Below are 16,816 nucleotides of genomic sequence, written 5' to 3' on the forward strand. Positions count from 1 at the left end.
GGACGGGGCTGGCGGAAGGTTACTACTGAGTATCAATGGAAAGCGACCCCTGAACGAGATGTTCCTGAGCGGTGAATTATTCGGACGTTTCAATGCGCCGCAGGACGATCGTGAAGTTCCATGTGAGGGCTTCCCGCAGCAGCGGCACGCGGGCCACCCAGCACGCCCAGCCCGGGTGATACCGGGGCAGCACATCGACGACGGCGACATCGCCGGCCCGGCGGGCGGCCCGCGCCCAGCGCATGCTGCGGGCCGCGCTGATGGCGAAAAGCGTCTCGCCGATCCGGTTCTTGGGCTCCTTGCCGTTGCGGCGCACATAGCGGCGCCGGGCCCCCGCGCCGCCGAGCAGCAGATGCCACGGCCCGGTCTCGTGACCGCCGTGCGGCGACAGCCACGGCGTGTACGACACATAGACGATGCCGCCGGGCCGGGTCACCCGCACCATCTCGTCGAGCATCGCCTCCGGGTCGGCGACGTGCTCGAGGACGTTGGACGAGTAGCAGACGTCGATCGAGCCGGTCCGGATGGGCAGGGCGGTGCCGCTGCCCCGGACCATGCCGCAGACCTCGGCGCCGGCCGCCGCGAAGTCGCCGACCGCCGGATCGATGCCGTGGTAGGTCGCGCCGGCCTTCGCGAACTCGGTGCCGAAATACCCCGGACCGCCGCCCACGTCGAGCACCCGGGCCCCGTCGAGGTCGGCGTACGACGCCAGCTGGCGCACCGAGTCGCCGGCCAGCACGGAATAGAACCGGTCAGGGTCGGTCTGCTCCACCAGGAACGCCTGGAACAGCGAGATCGACCGGCTCAGCGTCGCCCGATGCGGTGCCACCCGGTCCGCCGTCCGGTCCACTGCCGCCTGCTCCACTGCCGTCCGGTCCACTGCCGTCTGGTCGGCCGCCGTCCGGTCCACTGCCGTTTCCTCCGCTGCCGTCCGGTCCACTGTCGTCCGCCTCGCTGTCGTCGGCTCCGCTGTCGCTCGGCGCAGTGCCACCTGGTTCTACCGAGTTCTTGTCCGCCGCGGGCGGTAGAGCAGGTCGCACTCCGTGGCGGACAGGCGCGGCCACGGCCGGCGCCGGGTCATCCGGCCGGCCGGCCGCGGGCGCGACGGTCGCCGCCACCGCGCAGACCGCGGCCAGCATGGCCACCTGCACCCAGGCGCCGTAGGCCCACTCCTGCCCGTGCCCGAGCAGGCGACCGCCGACGGCGACCGCGAAGCCCGCGCCGGCGCTGACGAAGGCGATGCCGGGCAGCGCGCCCGGGCGCAGCTGGCGCACGATGAGCGCGGCCAGCAGCAGGGCCGCGCCGGCCGCCCCACCGATCGCGACGACCAGCAGCATCAGGGGCACGACGACCCACCCGCCACCACCCGGCACGCCCCGGAACATCCAGGCCGGCGGGGCCACGGCGCGCGCCAGCCGGCGTTTACCGACCGGCACCATCGCCATCAGCAGCACGAGCAGGATGCAGGCGGCCCCGATGGCCAGACCGAGACGGTACGGGCGGTCCGGGGTGAACTCGAGGGTCACCGCGCCGCCGTCACCGGCCGGGAGCACGAACGCCTGCTGCCAGCCGTCGACCCGCACCGCCCGCAACTGCTGCCCGTCCAGCGTCGCCGTCCAGCCCGCGTTGAAGTTCTCGTGCACCAGTAGCAGCGACTCGGCCCCGGCGCCCGCGGTGACCTGCCGCTCGGTCGGGTCCCAGCGGGTGGCCTCGACCGGGCGGGTGGTCACGGCTGCGGCTCGGCCGCGGACGAGGGTCGCCGAGTCCACCACGTACGCCGCCGACGGCACCGTGCGCAAGCGGTGCTCCCCCGCCGCCAGCGGTACGGACTCGCTCACGAAGTCGTCGCAGACGGTGACCCGGAGGGCCCGTCCGGCCCGGACGTCGCCCAGCGTGCCCGCGACCGACGTCGGATAGGCCACGCCGTCGATCTCGACGCCCGGCCCGCTGCCGCAGCGGGCGGTGAGCGGCGTGGCCGCGGTGGCCGGGGTGAGCAGGCCGGTCAGGGCGGGCACCTCGACCTCGGCCAGACCGGCCGGCGCGGGCCAGCCGTTGCCCCGGGTGTCCGACACGACCTCACGGGTGCCGGTGATCGTGATGCCGAGCTGCTTGGTGGTGACCGCCGGGAAGCGGACCCAGCCGTCGGCGCCGACCGGGGCGACCGTCTGGCCGGTGGGCGTGGTGATCAGGACCTGGGTCGGCTCGGCGGCGGCCGGGGCGTCCGGGACGACGAGCCGGACCCGGTCCAACCGGCGGGCCGGGCCCCAGGAGAGCCGCAGTGTCGGGGTGTCGTCGGTCGGCTCGGCCAGCCAGGCGGTGGCCGGGTCGCCGTCGACTGCCGCGTGCGCGCCGGCCGTCACGTCACCGGTCAGCACCGACGACGCCGAGGAGGACACCTTGCGGGTCAACGGCAGGGTGCCGCCGGGCCGGGGCTGGGCGGTCAGCCGCAGATCGTAGGTGGCGCCGGCCGTGGTGGTGAAGAACCGGTCGAGGCCGAGCGGCTCCTCCCCCGAGCGGGCCAGGAACTGGTCACAGTGGACAACACCGGCAACCGGGTAGCAGGAACCGCGTTGCTGGGGTGAGCGCTCGAACGCGTAGACCGCCGGCGCGCCGGCCGGGACGTCGGCCGGCACCCGCAGGCCCCGCTGCGCGGTCAGGCCGGGGATCTCGAGCTCGCGCAGGGCCACGGCACCCTGATAGCCGGGCTGCAGGGCCAGGACGGTGACCCGTACGGTCGTGGTCAGACCAGGCAGCGTGGAGAGCTTGTGCCGGCCCGGGCCGGCCGGGACGACGCGGTCCACGACGCCCTGGTCGGTCGTCAGCCGCACGGCCGCGACCGGGGCGGCGACCCGCAGGTCGTCGGCGAAGTCGACGGTCACCTCGGTGACCCGTTGCGGCGTCTCCAGCACCACTTCGAGCCACTGCCCGCGGGCCGACTGGTAGGCATCCGAGCGCCAGGCGGTCGACTCGTCGCCGTCGAGTGCCGCGAACGGCAGGCCCGAGGGGTCGCTCGGGCCGAACGAGTCGGCGAAGCTCTCGCTGCTCGACGCCTGCACGGATCGGACACCCTGGTAGGCGGCGACCGTCTGGTGGCCGTCGGCCGGGAACGGCAGGAAGTCGCTGCGGACCCGTCCCTGCCGGGTCTTCTCGTCGGCGGTCAGGGTCTGGCTGACGTTGTCGCGCATCCGGCCGATGTTGAGTTCGCGCCGGCGCAGGCCGTCGGTGACGATCCGCGGCCCGGACCCGGCGGGACCGAGGTCACCGGACCCGTCGCCGGCCAGCACCACCGGCTGCGCCTCGTCGACCAGTCCCTGTTCGAGCAGGCCGAGCAGGGACTCCGGGCCACCGCTGACCGTCGGCACGTCCTTGACGGCGGTGGCCGACACGGCCGGCACCGGACGGTCCACCTCGAAGATCTCGATGGCCGGCACGGAGACGCCGGCGTCGACCGGGCTGGGAGCCGCACCGGCCGCACCGACCCGGGGGCCGAACGTGGCCGCCGCGACCAGACCGGGCGAGCCGGTCACCGCCCGGCGCACCACGGCGATCGGCGGGGCGCCGGAGGCCGCGCGATCCAGATCGTTGCGGACCAGCAGATAGCGGTAGCCCGAGCGGGCCAGGAAGGCGGCCAGCGCGGGCGAGCCGCGGCCCTGCGCGAGCACCTGCTCGACGGTGTCCATCACCCGGATGTTGCCCTCGGAACCGAGCGGGATCTGGTGCCGGGTCGACCAGGGCGCGTCGGCCAGCGGCTGGATCGGCTCGTCGACCGTCCGGCCCCAGGAGTGCTGGGCGAACCCGGATCCGGGCACGACCAGGGTGCGAGCCTGGGCGTCCTGGGCGGCCAGCCAGGAGGTGGCCTGATTCCAGTACGGCGGGATCTCCGACCAGCCGGGCCCGGGGCGCAGCACGAAGAGCCAGGCCGGCGCGGCCGCGGCCAGCAGCAGCACGGCCACCACCGGGGCGGCCGGCAGGCGCAGCCGAAGGCGCGGCACGGCGAGCACCCGGCTCGCCGCGTAGGCCAGGCCGAGCGCGATCGGCAGCCGCAGCACCGGCTCGAACTTGTGCACGTTGCGCAGCGGGGCCAGCGGGCCGTCGAGCAGGTCGCGCATCAGCGGCGCGAACGGGCTGTCCATCGTGCCGACGTAGCCCATGGTGAGCAGGGTCAGACCGGTCAGCGCGCCGAGCACCAGGAAGCGCCGCTCGGGCAGCGCGCGCAGCGACAGGCCGAGCAGGCCGACCGCGGCGACCAGAGCGGTCGCGGCCATCAGCACCGGCCGGTCGACGAGCATCCAGCCGGCCGGCCACCACGGCTCGCCCTGCACGATGTAGCCGCTCCACTGGTTGGTGCCGCGGATGGCCTGGAAGAGCGAGGTGATCGCGGTGGTGGTGGCGGAGGACTCGATGTAGTCGAGGAACGGCAGGCTGTACTGGCCGAACAGGAACAGCGGGATGATCCACCACAGGCTGGCCAGCGTGACGAACAGCGTCCACCAGCCGATCAGCCGGAACAGCGGCCGGTTCCAGGGCCGGGTGAGCAGATAGACGCCGGGCAGGACGAGGGCCATCACGACGGCGGCGGCGTTGATGCCGCCCATGAAGACCACGGCCAGGGCGGAGAGCGCGGCCGCCCGCCGGTTGGAGCCGATCCGGCGGACCGCCACCAGCGGCAGCAGCACCCAGGGCAGGACGACGACCGGCAGCATCTCCGAGGACAGCGGCCCGATCTCGGTCAGCATGCGCGGCGCCAGCGCGTAGGCCAGTGCGCCGATGATCCGGCCGGTGTCGGTGCCGATCCGCAGAGCCCGGGCCAGCAGCAGCACGCCGAAGTAGGCGGCACAGAACAGCAGCGCGCACCAGACCCGCTGGGTGATCCAGGGCGGGATGCCGAGCAGGTCGCCGGCCGCGAAGAACGGGCCCATCGGGAACAGGTAGCCGTACGCCTGCTGTTGCAGCTCGCCCGAGGTGGCCCACGGGTTCCACAGGTGCAGCGAGCGGGCCATGAAGCCGATCGGGTTCTCGGCCAGGTCGAGCTTGGTGTCGAAAGTGGTGCGGCCCGGGCGTTGCAGGAAGGCGAGGACCACCAGGAGCAGGGCCCCGGCGGCGACGGCCGGGCGCCGCCGGCGGTCGAGGGCGGCGGTCATCGGCGGCACTTCGGTGGCAGGCAGCTGAACTCGGCCAGCGCGGTGAAGAAGATCTGGCGGATGCCGGACGGCTTCGCGGTCAGCGCCACCCGCCCGCCGGTGGCGGTGGCGATCTGCTGCAGCTCGTCGCGGTCGATCTCGGGGCCGACGCCGATGAACAGGATCGGCACCGGGCGCTTGCGGTCGGCCAGCTCGCCCAGCTCGCGCAGCAGCACCGCGCGTTTGATGCCGCGCCGGTCGTCGTCGCGCCCGTCGGTGAGGATCAGGACCATGTTGATCCGGCCCGGTGTCCAGTTGCGAGTGGCGTCCCGGTAGGCGGCCAGCGTGGTGTCGTAGAGCCCGGTCCCGCCGTTGGGCTTGAGCTTCATCCGGCCCAGCTCCTCGATGATCGCCGCCCGCCGCGGGCCGACCGGTCCGACCGGCACCACCTCGCGGTAGTCACGCCCGGCCTCCAGGTCGGTGGAGAACTCCCAGACCCCGATCTCGGTGGTGCCCAGCAGCAGCTTGGCGCCGCCCTGGGCGGCCTGCACGGTGGCCGACATCCGGGTCTCGGACGAGCCGGGGACCTGCGCGGCCATCGAGCCGGAGATGTCGAAGACGGCCAGCATCCGGGCGCTGATGTGCACCCCTCCCCACGCGTTGACCAGCTCCACGGCGGCGGTGTCGTCCGGCAGGCGCGCGGGCGGGTAGACGACCTTACGGATCCTGGTGGCGGCCGGGATGCCGGCCGGGGCGGCGCCGGCCGGGGTGCGCAGCCCGCTCCCGGTCAGGGTCTGCGCGCCCTCGGCGGCGAGCAGCGCGCGCAGGAACGCCGGGGCGCCACCCTGCTCGTCACCGGTGCCGAGCACCGCGTACGGGTAGTCGGGGCCGGGCAGCGCGGCCGGCGGATAGACCGCGACCTCGCCGCGGCCCCGGGCCACGCTCCCCAGCACCGACTGCTCGGTGCTGACCATCGCGCTCTCCTGGGGGCCCGGCCCGACCGGCGCCGGCACGGTCTCGCCCTCGACCGAGACGGTGCGCGGGGCCAGGCGCCGCATGATGGCCGCGGCACCGGCCGCGGCGTCGCCCGGCCGAGTCTTGTCAGCCAGGGCCCGGATGCCGACCAGGGCCGCGAAGCCGACCGGGCTGGTCGCCGGGTCGGGCAGTGTGACCGGCACCGGAGCCTGGGCCCCGGCCACCAGCCGGGCCCAGCTCAGGGCGCCGCCGCGGCTCAACCGGGTGGCCGAGGCACTGTCCAGGGCCAGCACGACCGGGGTGGTGGCGACCGAGACGCCCTCGGCCGGCACCTGGAACGCGCCGGCTGCGCGGGCGCGCCGCAGCCAGAGCGTCGACTCGGGCAACCAGACGTCGGGCGCCGCCGCGACCGGGGGCGGTGGCGCCGACGAGGACGGCGACGACGAGGACGCGCCCGTGCCCCGGGACAGGTCACGAAGGACATCCGCGGACTCCCGGGCCTCGACGACCACCGTCAGGCAGGGCTCGCGCTCGGCCAGCCGCCCGGCGACGGCCCGGGCCGCGGGGGCGATGCTCGGCGCCGCGGCGACCCGCGTCGTGATCTGCTCGGCGCAGCCGGGGTCGCTGCGGGTCCGCTCGAGATAGGAGACCGCGCTCCATCCGCCGAGAACGGCGACCAGGGCCACGCTCAGCAGCGTGACCGGCCAGAACTCCGGTCGCGTGCGAAGGCTCCCGTCGGCCACTGGTCTCCCCTCGTCGATGAGCCGTTGCGGTTTCTCGGCAGGCTGCCCTAATGTGACGCGATCGTGAATCGTACTCGCCAGTAGGGGTGTGAACGAGTAGACCATGACCGATGTCTTCGGCGCCCACGTGCTGTTCCTGAACTGGAGGGACACCGCCCACCCGGAGGGGGGCGGTTCCGAGGTCTTCCTCGAGCGGGTGGCCGCCGAAATGGTTTCCCGGGGCTACCGCGCGACCCTCGTCTGCCAGGCTTACGGCGTCGCGCCGGCCGAGGAGACGAACCCGGACGGTCTCCGGATCATCCGCCGCGGCGGCCGGCACACCGTATACCTTGCGGCGGCGTTGATCTACCTCGCCGGCGTATTCGGAATCGGTCCACTGTCCCGGCGGCGCCGCGGCCGCCCGGACGTGATCGTCGACGTCGGCAACGGCATCCCGTTCCTGAGCAAGCTGTGGTCACGGCGGCCGGTGATCGCGCTCGTGCACCACGTGCACCGGGAGCAGTGGCCGGTGCTGTTCGGTCCGCGGATCGCCCGGATCGGTTGGTGGATCGAGTCGTGGCTGGCCGTCCGGGTGTATCGGCGGTGCCGCTACATCACTGTGTCGGAGTCGAGCCGGGGCGAGCTCGCCGGTCTCGGGGTGGACCCCGAGCGGATCACCGTCATCCACAACGGAACGACCGCGGTGGTCGGTCCGGCGGTGCCCCGCACGCCCTTCCCGAGTCTGATCGTTCTCGGACGCCTCGTTCCGCACAAGCGGGTCGAACTGGCGATGCGGGCGACCGCCCTGCTGGCCACCGAGATGCCCGACGTCGAACTGGTGGTGGCCGGTCACGGCTGGTGGGACGAGCCGCTGCGGCAGCTCGCGGCCGACCTGGACATCGAGAAGCACGTGCGGTTCACCGGGTTCGTCACCGAGGAGCACAAGCATGAGCTGCTCTGCGGTTCATGGCTGATGCTGCAGCCCTCGATCAAGGAAGGCTGGGGTCTGACCATCGTGGAGGCCGGCGCGCGGGGTACGCCGTCGGTCGCGTTCCGCTCCGCGGGCGGCGTCGTCGACGCGATGGCCGACGGGGAGACCGGCGTGCTGGTCGAGGACGAGTTCGAATTCTTCCGGGCCACCCGCGAGCTGCTGCTGGACGCTCAGCTCCGGTCGAGCATGGGCTGCGCCGCGGCGTCGTACGCCCGGCGGTTCACCTGGGCAATGGCCGGTGAGGCCGTCGCCCAGGTGGTTGCCGCGCAGCTTCCCGCGGCTCAGCCGGGGAAGACCGATCAGCGAGTGCCGTAGACGCTCGTCGAGGCATCGACGATGTCGGTCGTCTGGGCGACATGATCGGCGGACGGGTTGACCGCGCCCATCATGGCGATGACGCCCACCGCGCCGAGGACACCCCCGGCGACCAGGGCTACAACGAAGGTTGCCAGCTTGGCCATGCTCTACTCCCTCCCCGGTGCGAATTGGCGGACGTTACCACGGAGTAGGTCTCCTCCGCAGCAGCGCCAGGGCATAGAAGATCACGATTGCGGCGGCAGCTCCGTGGGCGGCCAGAGCCAGGACGCGCCGATCGGGTGCCGCGGCCGGGGCGGGCGGCGCCGCCGGGTTCTCCCAGAGCCGCAGATCCGGCCCCGCGTAGGCGAGCCGGAGTCCGGTCAGGACGCTCGCCGGCGGTTGACCGGCGGTTCCCGACCGCACCAGCACCCAGCGGAAGCCGAGCTCGGCGGCGGGCCGGCCGGCCGCGAGAGACTCCGCCACGGTCCGGGCCCGCGGGCTCTCCCCGGCCACGGTCACCGGCCCCACCCGCAGTGCGTCATTCATCAGCACCGGGGCGTCCAGGTAGCGCGCGGCCGGGTCGCGCACGACCACGCCGCGGGTCCAGGAATAGCTCTGGTAACCCTCGAACGGCAGCGAGAGGACCTCGCCCGGTGCCGCGTCCACCCGGTCGGCGACCGCGTTCCAGTCGGCCGGATAGCTGACCGGCCGCAACGCGCCGAGCGCGCCGAGGGCCAGGTCGGGCAGGACCGCCACCGGCAGCAGCACCGCGCCGGCCAGCACCATCCGGCCCGCCGCGGGTTCGAAGCGGCGGGCGAAGACCCCGGCCAGACGCTCGGCTCCGGCCGCGAAGGCCAGGGCCAGAGCCAACGCGTACGGGATGAGGAACTTCTGCCCGTCCCGCAGCAGACCGCCGCCCGGCACGTGGCCGACCACCCACTCGAGCAGCGGCTCGCCCGGCCCGGCACCCGCCGCGGCCAGCAGGAAACCGCCCGCCGCGAGCACCAGCAACCGGTCCGCGACACCCGGCAGGCGGCGGCGCAGGACCCGGAGCCCGGCCGCCGCGATCGCGAGCACCAGCAGCGTCACCACCGGCGTCAGCACCGAGGCCCGGCTGGCCGGCACGGTCGCGGCGTTCCAGATGCCCCCGGTGCCGGCCAGCGACCACCAGGCGCCGGCCCAGTTCTCGGCGCGGGCGGCGAAGGCGGGCACACCCTGTGGGTCGGAGACGCCGCCGGCCGCCCCGGTCAGCGCGGCGACCAGCCAGGGCGCGTTGAGCCCGAGGACCGAGGCCGCGGCGATCGCGGTGGTGCGCGAGCGCAGCGGCAGCAGCACCACGACGGCGGCCAGCGCGATCAGCCCGCCGGTCGGGGTGACGGCAGCCGGCGCGGCCGCGAGGACCAGCCGGGGCAGCGCGCCCGGCCGCCCGGCCCGCACGTCACGCGCCGCGGCCACCAGCCAGGGCAGGGCGGCGTAGGCGAGCAGCAGCGCCCACTGCCCGAGCAGCAGCCGCTCGGCCAGGAACGGCGTCCACGCGTAGGCCAGGGCCGCCACCACCCGCGGGCCGGTCCGCTCGGCCGGCATCAGCCGGGCCGCGCCGAGCGCGGCCAGATAGACGACCGCCACCAGCGCCAGCCGTTGCAGCAGCCAGCCCGGGACGGCCAGGTTGGCCACCGACACCAGCGCGTCCAGCGGCACCGCCCGGGGCAGCGAGTCGGCCGGCGCCAGCATCTCCCAGTTCAGCGGCTGCCGCGGCACGAACACCATGTCGTAGCGCAGCACGTAGCCGGGCCGGGCCAGCGGGGCCAGGACGACCGCGGTGACCGCGGCGGCGACGGCGTGCGTCTTCACCCGACCGGCTGCGGCACCAGCGTGCCGATCTCGATCTCGTCGGTGCAGATGTTCGCCGTCGCGTCGTCGGCCTCGAGGGTCATCCGGTCGCCGCCGGCCAGCATCAGGACGAACATGGCGTTGAGGCCCCGGCGCACCGGGAACGAGCGGGCCGGGTGGTCACCGATCCGGACCGTCGCCGTGGTGTCGCTGTCGCTGAGGTAGCCGATCCGCAGCACCTGCCAGTAGTCGACGACCGCCGACCGCAGCGGGATGCGGACCGTGCGGCCCTTGGTCACCTGGTAACCGCAGCCCTTGACCGGGCCGGGCTCGGCCCGCACACCCTCGACCCAGGCCGGCCGGACGTGCCCGGAGTCGTCGAAGACGGACAGCCGCTGGGCCTCACTGACGAACGTCGGGCCGGACGGCTCGGGGCCGAAGAACCGGGACTGCATGTTCCACGGGCTCGACATGCCCGGCACCACCTCCTCGGGGACCGGCTGGTCCATGAAGACCGTGCCCGCCTCGGCCACGGCCAGGTCGGCCCGGGCGGTGGCCAGGTAGTCGCGCCCGGCCTTGTGCGACCAGTCGGCGGCGAAATCGACGCTGCTGTAGAGGCTGCTGGCGACGAACAGGGCCGCCACCGCGGTCAGCGCGGCCACGGGCACCGGCCGCCGCGGTTGCTCCACCGTGCCGTCCAGAGCTCGCAGACCGCAGACCGCGATCCCCACGCACAGCGCCGCGACCGGCATGACGTCACCCAGGTAGCGCGGCACCAGACCGGCGACCCCGCTGAGCGCCGAGCCCAGCCGGGTGGCCGCGATCAGCCCGGCGGCCAGCAGCGCGAAGAGCAGCAGCAGGGTCCAGGCCCGCACGGCCACCCAGCGGCGCCACCAGATCGTCCCGGCGATCAGGGCCCCGGCCGCGGCCCACGAGATCCAGCGGGCAGCCTCGGTCGGCGCCACGACCGCGGTGCCGTCACCGGCCGCCAGCCAGCTCCACGGCCCGCCGAGCAGACCCGGGGCGAGCGACTCGCCGAAGTACTGGCGGAGGAACGTGCCCACCTCCCCGGCCGACGACGGCTCGCGCAGCGTGGAAGCGGTCGACATGGACAGATAGGCGCCGAGGTAGACCAGCACGATCACGGTCAGCACGGCCCAGGCCGGCCACCACCGCCGGACCGTGGTGACGACAGCGCGGACCGGGCCGCCGGGCGCGTAGAGGCAGAGCGCGACCAGGAACACGAGCGGCACCGCGAACAGCACCTTCTCGAAGAAGAACAGGCCGACCAGCACCGCGGCGGCCAGCGTGACCAGGTGGTGCCGGTCGCCGGTGCGCAGGTATCGCACCTGGGCGCCGATGGCCACGATCATCGCCAGCTGCATCGGCAGCAGGTTGACGCCGACCGCCCACCAGGCGGTGAGCTCCAGGGTCAGCGGGTTGAACACGAGCAGGCAGAGCGGCAGGAGCAGACCCCAGCCGGCCGGCAGCATGAGCTTGAGCAGGCGGTAGAACGCCACCCCGACGGCCAGCTGACCGAGCAGCATCAGGGCCAGCAACGGCAGGTAGTCGTAGCCCGCGAGCCGCTCGACGGCCAGCGTGATCAAGCGACCGGCCGGCATGAAGTGGTTGTTGTAGAGACCGAACACGTGCTCGAAGTCCAACCCGTACGCGTCGGCCTGGGACACGATCGGGAAGTCGTCGACGGCCAGGAAGCCGCGCCGGGAGACCACCGCCCGCCAGGCCACGCTGAGCACGATGAGCAGGCCGGCGACGGCGTCGACCGGGTCGACCCGGGCCCGGAGCGCGGGGACGGCGGCAACGCTCACGCCCGGCCCTCCGGCCGGAAGAGGACCATGTTGACGTACCGCGGCCTCGGCCAGACCACCCGCCGGGCGAAGCTCTGCCCGACCCGGGCCAGGGCCTGCCGCTGGTGACCGATCAGGTCGAATTCGGACAGTGGGATCCAGCGACCGGCCGGCATCACGTAGGGGCGGTAACCCCACCCGGCGAGCAGCTCGAGCACCGGCTCGACCTCCTGGATCCGCTCCTCGAGCTCGACGATCATCATCGGCCGGTCCCGCCGCAGCGTCCGCTCGGCGCCGCGCAGCGCGGGCACCTCGTGACCCTCGACGTCGATCTTGAGGAACCGGACGTCGGTCAGCTCCAGCTGGTCGATCGTGACCCGCTCGACCGTGACCGTGCGCCCGGTCGGCTGCTCCAGCGACGAGGTGCCGGTGCCCGGGCCGCCGGGTGGCAGATGGAGCTCGGCCGTGCCGGCGTGGTCCGAGGCGACCGCCTCGACCACCCGCACGTCGGGGAACGCGGTGGCGACGCACCGGGCCAGCTCGGCCGTCGGCTCGATCGCGACCACCCGGCCGGCGATCCGGCGCAGGCCGCGTGTCCACGGTCCGTACCAGGCTCCGACGTCGACGGCCGTGCCGCCTCGGGGTGCGTAGGAGGCGAGCCGGGCGAGCTCCGGCTCGACCCGGGGATAGGCGAATCGCACCGCCCCCGCGACGGCGTCGGACGGTAGTGCCGCGGCGATGCGCGAGCTCAATCGGGTGGTCAACGTGCCGGCCATGGTGACGAACCATAGTGCCTGTTTCGCGCATGGGTAGACCCGAAGTTGACTCACGAGTAACCTCCAGGCACCGAAGTGAAGGGAGCCGTGTGTGGACGTCTGCGTCGTGGGTGGTTGTGGCCGTGTCGGCCTGCCTCTGGGCATCGCGCTGGCCTCGCGCGGACTCTCCGTCGTGCTGTACGACATCGATGCGACCGCCGTCGATCGGGTCAACGCGGCATCGATGCCCTTCGCTGAGCACGGTGCCGCCGAGCCGCTGGCCGAGGCGCTCGCGGCGGGCCGTCTGCGCGCCTCCACCGACCCGTCGAGCGTCGGTCAGGCCGACGCGCTGATCGTCGTCGTCGGCACCCCGGTCGACGAGCACCTCAACCCCGACCTCGGCGCGGTGCCGCGGGCCATCGAGCGCGGGGTCGAGCATCTGCGCGACGGCCAGCTCATCGTGCTGCGCAGCACCGTCTACCCAGGAGTTACCGCGCTGACCGAGCGGTTGCTGGCCGGTCGCGGTCTCGACGTGGACGTCGCCTTCTGCCCGGAGCGGATCGCCGAGGGCAAGGCGATGACCGAGCTCTTCACGCTGCCGCAGATCGTCGCCGCCCGCACACCGCGGGCCCTCGACCGAGCCGAGAAGCTGTTCCGCACCCTCACCGACTCGATCGTCCGGCTCGAGCCGGAGGAGGCCGAGCTGGCCAAGCTGTTCACCAACACCTGGCGCTACCTGAAGTTCGCGGCGGCCAACCAGTTCTGGATGATGGCCAACGACTTCGGCCTCGACTTCGCCCGGATCCGGCACGCCGTCACCTTCGAGTACCCGCGGGCCGACGACCTGCCGATGCCCGGCTTCGCCGCCGGGCCGTGCCTGCTCAAGGACACGATGCAGCTGGCCGCGTTCAACCGCAACAACTTCGTGCTCGGCCACTCGGCGATGCTGATCAACGAGGGCCTCCCGCTCTATCTGGTCTCGCGGCTGGAGGACCGGTTCGACCTGAGCGAGCTCACCGTCGGCATCCTGGGCATGGCGTTCAAGGGCGGCAGCGACGACTCGCGCGACAGCCTGGCCTACAAGCTGCGCAAAATTCTGACGCTCAAGGCCCGCGAGACGCTCTGCACCGACCCGTTCGTGCCCGACGACCGCCTCCTGCCGCTGGACGAGGTGCTGAAGCGGGCCGACCTGCTGATCATCGCGGCGCCCCACCCGCAGTACGCCGAGCTCGAGACCGAGACGCCGCTGGTCGACATGTGGGGGCTGACCGGGACGGGAGTGCGGGTATGACGCCCCGGGTCTCGGTCGTCATCCCGGTCTACAACGAGGGCGCCGACGTGGTGCGGCACCTGGAGCGCATCCTGCGCGAGGTGATGTTGCCGGCCGAGATCCTCGTGGTGCACGACATGCCCGAGGACACCACAGTGCCGTACGCGGAGAAGCTCGCGGAGCACGACCCCCGGGTCCGGACGGTGCTCAACACGTACGGGCGGGGGCCGGCCAACGCCATCCGGTTCGGGATCGACGCCGCCACGGCGCCCGTCGCCGTGGTGACCATGGCCGACGGCTGCGACGACCCGCGGCAGATCGACGACCTGGCCCGGCTGGTCGACCGGGGGGTGGTGGTCGCCGCGGCGTCGCGCTACATGCCCGGCGGGCAGCAGGTCGGCGGGCCGCGGTTCAAGCGGATGGCCTCGCGCTGGGCCGGGCGCACGCTGTGGTGGCTGGCCCGGGTCGGCACCCGGGACGCGACGAACAGCTTCAAGGCGTACGACACCGATTTTGTCCGCGAGGTGGGCATCGAATCGCGGACCGGGTTCGAGATCGGCATCGAGCTCACCGCGAAGGCGACCAGGATGCGCCGCCCGGTGGCCGAGATCCCGACCATCTGGCTCGACCGGCAGCTGGGCCAGTCCACCTTCGACGTGGGCCGGTTCATGCCGAGCTACCTGCGCTGGTATCTCTTCGCCTTCGGTCCCCGGCTGACCGAGGAGCAACTCGCCGTCCGCTGGGCGGCCCGCAAGCCGGACACGGTGCCGGCCGATCGCGACAAGGAGGGCACCTCCAAGTGAAGGTGCTGGTCACCGGCTCGGCCGGGTTCATCGGCGGTTATCTGGTCGAGGAGTTGCTCGGCCGGGGGTACGAGGTGGTGGGCCTCGACGACTACTCGAAGTACGGCAAGGTCGCGCACGCCTACGACGACCACCCGGGTTTCCGGTTCGTCGAGGGCGACGCGCGCGATCCGCGCCTGGTCGGCGAGCTGCTGGCCGGCTGCGACCACTTCATCGCGGGCGCCGCGATGATCGGCGGCATCTCCTACTTCCACGCGTACGCGTACGACCTGCTCGCCACCAACGAGCGGATCATGGCCTCCTCGTGCGACGCGGCGATCGCGGCCCACCGCGACGGCCGGCTGAAGAAGGTCACGTACATCTCGTCGTCCATGGTCTACGAGTCGACCGACCGGTGGCCCAGCAAGGAGGGCGACGAGAAGGCCGTGCCGCCGCCGCGGTCCTCGTACGGCTTCCAGAAACTCGCCGTGGAGTACTACGCCCGGGCCGCCTGGGATCAGTACCAGCTGCCGTACACGATCGTCCGGCCGTTCAACTGCGTCGGCGTCGGCGAGGGCCGGGCCCTGGGCAACGCCGAGGTGCTCTCCGGCAACGTCAAGCTGGCCATGTCGCACGTCGTCCCGGACCTGGTGCAGAAGGTCCTCAAGGGACAGGACCCGCTGCACGTCCTGGGCACCGGCGAGCAGGTGCGGCATTACACGTACGGCGGGGATCTGGCTCGCGGCATCGTCACCGCCATGGAGCACGACGCCGCCGTGAACGAGGACTTCAACCTCTCGACCGCGCAGTCGACGACCGTGCTCGAGCTGGCCGAGCTGATCTGGCGCAAGGTCAACGGGCCCGGCGTGCCGTTCCGCCACGTCAGCGACGAGCCGTTCGCGCACGACGTGGCGATGCGGGTGCCGGACGTGACGAAGGCCCGCGAGGTGCTCGGCTTCACCGCCGGCACCCCGCTCGACGCCATGCTCGACGAGGTGATCCCGTGGATCACCCGAGCGGTCGCGGAGGGTCGTCTCTGACGACCCCGTCCCGGCGCAGCATCGGCCTGGCCGGCGCCGCCGTCACGGTGGCCGGCGCGGTCACCAACGCCTTCGGGTACGTCGTACCGGTGCTCGGCGCCCGCCGGCTCAGCGCCGGCGACCTCGGCGCGCTGGCCACCGTGCTGGCGATCGTGGCGATCGCCTCGGTGCCCGGCACCGGCTTGCAGATCGCGATGGCGGTCCGCCGGGCCCGTCACCCGGGCGCGACCGCCGGCCGGGTCGCCGTGGTCACCGCGCTGGTCTGCGGCGGCGCGGTGCTGTTGCTGGCGCCGGTCGCCGGCCCGCTGCTCGACCTGCCGCCCGCGCTCACTCCCCTGCTCGCCGTCTACACCTTCGCGATCGTCCTGAGTGGCCGCCGGTTGGGCGAACTGCAGGGCGACGAGCGCTTCCTGCGCCTGGCGCTGGGCATGTCGGTGCTGGCCACCGGCCGGTACGCGGGCCTGATCGCGGGCCTGCTGCTCGGTCTCGGACTGACCGGTTCCGTGCTGCTCGGCACCGCACTGGCCCTGGGCGTGCCGCTCGTCCTGGCCGTCCTGGCCCGCACCCCCGGCGCCGTGACCGGCGACCACGGCCTCACCGCCCGGCAGGTCTTCACCGCCGGCTCGGCCACCCTGGCCATGCTCGCCGTCTCGTACGCCGACGTGATCCTGGCCCGCCACGTGCTGCCGGCCGACGCGTCCGGCGCCTACGCGGTGGGAGCCGTGCTGACCAAGGGTGCGCTGTGGGCCCCGCAGGTGGTCACCGTGCTGGCCCTGCCCAAACTCGCCCAGGGCAGCCGCCGCGCCCTGCTGACCGCCGTCGGCCTGGTCGCCGCCTGCGGCCTGTTGCTGGTCGCGGCCTCGGCGGCGGCCGGCGGCCTGGCCTTCCAGCTGGCCGGCGGGGCCGGCTACGCCGAGCTGGGCCGCTACGCGCCGGTCTTCGCCACCACCGGCGCCCTCTACGCCCTGGTCTTCGTCCTGATCAACGCCCAGGTGGCGGCGGGCGCCCGCTGGCCGTCGGCCCCACTGTGGGCGGCCACCGCGGTCCTGGTGGTGACGGCCGAATGGCTGGTCCCACCGACCCTGCCCGCCATCATGTGGTGCGCGGCCGCCACCGCCGCCCTGGCCCTGACCGGCGCCGCCCTCTGCCAGCGCCGGCTCGGCGCCGGCCGCTCCGGGCGAGTCCGACCCGGCGCCTGACCGCCGGGGTGGATAGGGTCGAGCGGT

At 73.5% G+C, this 16,816-nt stretch carries 12 protein-coding genes; 5 read left to right on the forward strand and 7 right to left on the reverse strand.

Annotated elements, in window-relative coordinates:
- Positions 1-76: 76 nt before the first annotated feature.
- The 3 genes from NAG42_RS35775 to NAG42_RS35785 are packed head-to-tail and all read right to left on the reverse strand — an operon-like array spanning position 77 to position 6,838.
- On the reverse strand, positions 77-829 hold the full coding sequence (locus tag NAG42_RS35775) for a class I SAM-dependent methyltransferase (RefSeq protein ID WP_250036507.1): 753 nt from the start codon (positions 827-829) through the stop codon (positions 77-79).
- The gene (locus NAG42_RS35780; RefSeq protein WP_250036509.1) at positions 753-5,141 is read right to left on the reverse strand and encodes an alpha-(1->3)-arabinofuranosyltransferase domain-containing protein; all 4,389 of its coding nucleotides are present in this window, start codon (positions 5,139-5,141) and stop codon (positions 753-755) included. Before NAG42_RS35780 ends, NAG42_RS35775 begins: the two co-directional genes overlap by 77 nt.
- A complete protein-coding gene (locus NAG42_RS35785) occupies positions 5,138-6,838 on the reverse strand; it encodes a substrate-binding and VWA domain-containing protein (protein ID WP_250036511.1) in 1,701 nt (566 codons plus the stop codon). The genes NAG42_RS35780 and NAG42_RS35785 overlap by 4 nt, the downstream gene beginning before the upstream one ends.
- A 103-nt stretch (positions 6,839-6,941) precedes the next feature.
- Between NAG42_RS35785 and NAG42_RS35790 the strand changes: the two genes are divergently transcribed.
- The gene (locus NAG42_RS35790; protein WP_250036513.1) at positions 6,942-8,123 is read left to right on the forward strand and encodes a glycosyltransferase family 4 protein; all 1,182 of its coding nucleotides are present in this window, start codon (positions 6,942-6,944) and stop codon (positions 8,121-8,123) included.
- Here the strand turns inward: NAG42_RS35790 and NAG42_RS35795 are convergent.
- From NAG42_RS35795 to NAG42_RS35810, 4 genes are read right to left on the reverse strand one after another with little or no spacing between them, the layout of a single operon-like run.
- Complete coding sequence (locus NAG42_RS35795; RefSeq protein ID WP_250036515.1) at positions 8,108-8,269, reverse strand: hypothetical protein; 162 nt, start codon at positions 8,267-8,269, stop codon at positions 8,108-8,110. The two genes, NAG42_RS35790 and NAG42_RS35795, sit on opposite strands and share 16 nt — an antisense overlap.
- A 34-nt stretch (positions 8,270-8,303) precedes the next feature.
- Positions 8,304-9,956 (reverse strand): MmpA family trehalose lipid delivery protein, encoded by a 1,653-nt coding sequence (locus tag NAG42_RS35800; protein ID WP_250036517.1) that lies wholly within the window; start codon positions 9,954-9,956, stop codon positions 8,304-8,306.
- A complete protein-coding gene (locus NAG42_RS35805) occupies positions 9,953-11,764 on the reverse strand; it encodes a hypothetical protein (RefSeq protein WP_250036518.1) in 1,812 nt (603 codons plus the stop codon). The genes NAG42_RS35800 and NAG42_RS35805 overlap by 4 nt, the downstream gene beginning before the upstream one ends.
- The gene (locus NAG42_RS35810) at positions 11,761-12,519 is read right to left on the reverse strand and encodes an FkbM family methyltransferase (RefSeq protein WP_250036520.1); all 759 of its coding nucleotides are present in this window, start codon (positions 12,517-12,519) and stop codon (positions 11,761-11,763) included. The genes NAG42_RS35805 and NAG42_RS35810 overlap by 4 nt, the downstream gene beginning before the upstream one ends.
- A 91-nt stretch (positions 12,520-12,610) precedes the next feature.
- On the opposite strand from NAG42_RS35810, the gene NAG42_RS35815 reads away from it, so the two are divergent.
- Genes NAG42_RS35815 through NAG42_RS35830 form a run of 4 tightly spaced genes read left to right on the forward strand, consistent with a single transcriptional unit; the run spans position 12,611 to position 16,789 of the window.
- Complete coding sequence (locus tag NAG42_RS35815) at positions 12,611-13,789, forward strand: nucleotide sugar dehydrogenase (RefSeq protein ID WP_250036522.1); 1,179 nt, start codon at positions 12,611-12,613, stop codon at positions 13,787-13,789.
- Positions 13,786-14,571 (forward strand): glycosyltransferase family 2 protein, encoded by a 786-nt coding sequence (locus tag NAG42_RS35820; protein ID WP_250036524.1) that lies wholly within the window; start codon positions 13,786-13,788, stop codon positions 14,569-14,571. The genes NAG42_RS35815 and NAG42_RS35820 overlap by 4 nt, the downstream gene beginning before the upstream one ends.
- A complete protein-coding gene (locus NAG42_RS35825) occupies positions 14,568-15,590 on the forward strand; it encodes an NAD-dependent epimerase/dehydratase family protein (RefSeq protein WP_250036526.1) in 1,023 nt (340 codons plus the stop codon). Before NAG42_RS35820 ends, NAG42_RS35825 begins: the two co-directional genes overlap by 4 nt.
- Positions 15,554-16,789, forward strand: a complete 1,236-nt coding sequence (locus NAG42_RS35830; protein ID WP_250036527.1) for a lipopolysaccharide biosynthesis protein — start codon at positions 15,554-15,556, stop codon at positions 16,787-16,789. Before NAG42_RS35825 ends, NAG42_RS35830 begins: the two co-directional genes overlap by 37 nt.
- Positions 16,790-16,816: the final 27 nt, after the last annotated feature.

The sequence above is a fragment of the Paractinoplanes maris genome, from assembly GCF_023544465.1.
GTDB lineage: Bacteria > Actinomycetota > Actinomycetes > Mycobacteriales > Micromonosporaceae > Actinoplanes > Actinoplanes maris.

What these genes read in the sequence shown, in the direction of transcription:
- NAG42_RS35790 (WP_250036513.1), top strand. Translation starts at nt 6,942, where the DNA reads ATGACCGATGTCTTCGGCGCCCACGTGCTGTTCCTGAACTGGAGGGAC.
- NAG42_RS35795 (WP_250036515.1), bottom strand. Translation starts at nt 8,269, where the DNA reads ATGGCCAAGCTGGCAACCTTCGTTGTAGCCCTGGTCGCCGGGGGTGTC.
- NAG42_RS35780 (WP_250036509.1), bottom strand. Translation starts at nt 5,141, where the DNA reads ATGACCGCCGCCCTCGACCGCCGGCGGCGCCCGGCCGTCGCCGCCGGG.
- NAG42_RS35820 (WP_250036524.1), top strand. Translation starts at nt 13,786, where the DNA reads ATGACGCCCCGGGTCTCGGTCGTCATCCCGGTCTACAACGAGGGCGCC.
- NAG42_RS35810 (WP_250036520.1), bottom strand. Translation starts at nt 12,519, where the DNA reads ATGGCCGGCACGTTGACCACCCGATTGAGCTCGCGCATCGCCGCGGCA.